Below are 1,551 nucleotides of genomic sequence, written 5' to 3' on the forward strand. Positions count from 1 at the left end.
GTCGACCGTGAACAATCCGAGCCCTAAGCGGCGACCGGCTTCGGCCGGATTTGAAGCAGGGCAATCAAGAGCGACAAAAACCCCTTCAGCCACCTGAGCAGGAGGGAGAAGTTGTAGCCGGCGGCGGCCAGGATGGCGTTGAGGGTGTCGCCCTGCTGGCCGGCGAGGTAGTTGCGGCCCATTCTGTGTTCGCTCTTGATGTGGCCGATGACGGGCTCGACCGCCGACCGCCGTCGCATCTGGCGCTTGATGGCTGGGGTGACGCGGCGTTTCTGGCCCGCGGTGAAGACCCTGAGCTTGTGGCTCTGCGGTGCGTTGTGGCCGCGATAGCCGGCGTCGGCGAGGATGCGGCCGATCTCGTTGCCGATGGTCTTTTCCATGTCGGGGATGACGCTTGCCAGCGTGTGGCCGTCATAGGGATTGCCGGGCAGTGCTTTTGCATGCAGGGCGAACTGGCCGCCCCTGGAGCGCTTCAGCGTGGTGGCCACCGACACCTTCACCCCGAACTCGTAGGGCGCATGCGCCTTGCCCTTGCCGATGCATTCCACCTCGTGTGCGTGCAGGCTGTAGATCTTGCGGCCGCGCTGGCGCTGGCGTTGCTCGAGAACGGTGGCGGCCTGGTAGAGCGGCCATTTGAACAGCGCGTCCAGCCCCTGATCGCCGGCGATCTGGCGACCAATGTCGCGAATGGTCCGGCCGAGATAGGTCTTGAGCTTGCGTAGCGCCTTGTTGGCCCGCTTGAACTGCTTGGCGTGGGCATAGCGCTGGTGGCTGATCAGCGCCAGCTTGCCGACCCGCACATAACTCTGGCGCAAATGGAGACCCGTCCTCTTGGCCAGCCGCACCAGCCGTTCGCGTGCCCGATGGATGAGCTTGGCGTCGGTCGGGAACATGACGTTCTTCGGCTGCACGGTGGTGTCGACGATCACCTGGCGCGTGTCGGCCGGTTTCATCGCCCCGGTCTTGACCGCGAGGCTGAGGCTCTCCTGCAACAGCACCATAATCCGCTCCTCGCCCATACGGCTGCGCCAACGCGTCATCGAGGAGCGGTCGAACGGCAGCGTATGGCAAAAGAACGTCTCGCCGGTGAGATACTGGAAATAAGGGTTCTCCACCCAGCGCTCGCACAGCACCTCATCCGACAGGTTGAAGGTGTGCTTGAGGATCGCCAGCCCCGCCATCAGCCGGGTCGGCAGCGGCGGCATGCCGGGGCCGTCCGAATAGACGGCGCCGAAACGCTCCTCCAGCACCGGCCAGTCGATCGCCTGCGCCAGCCGCACCAGCTCGTGCTTCATGTTGATGATTTGGTCGAGCCGGGAGCGGAACAGGTCCTGCTCTCCCGTCTCGCGCTTCTCGCGTGGCCTGGACATTCGCTGTCCCCTCGATTCGCCGCCGCCGAACCGAGTGAATCACGCTCCGCGCCACAAGGGAATCGCAAAACCGAATTGCAGGAAAACAGCGTCCAAATACCGCTAATCCTGCAATTCCAAAGCCGCTATCCGCCTCAATCAACAGGCCAGATCAATGGCTTGCGGATAGTTCACGGCCGAC

The 1,551-nt window shown here is 63.8% G+C and carries 1 protein-coding gene; it reads right to left on the reverse strand.

Translation table 11 applies throughout. From position 1 onward, the window contains the following. Positions 1-23: 23 nt before the first annotated feature. A complete protein-coding gene (locus tag EOD29_RS30570; RefSeq protein ID WP_063169227.1) occupies positions 24-1,370 on the reverse strand; it encodes an IS5 family transposase in 1,347 nt (448 codons plus the stop codon). Positions 1,371-1,551 lie beyond the last annotated feature (181 nt).

This window comes from Mesorhizobium sp. M1A.T.Ca.IN.004.03.1.1, from assembly GCF_003997555.1.
Classification (GTDB): Bacteria; Pseudomonadota; Alphaproteobacteria; order Rhizobiales; family Rhizobiaceae; genus Mesorhizobium.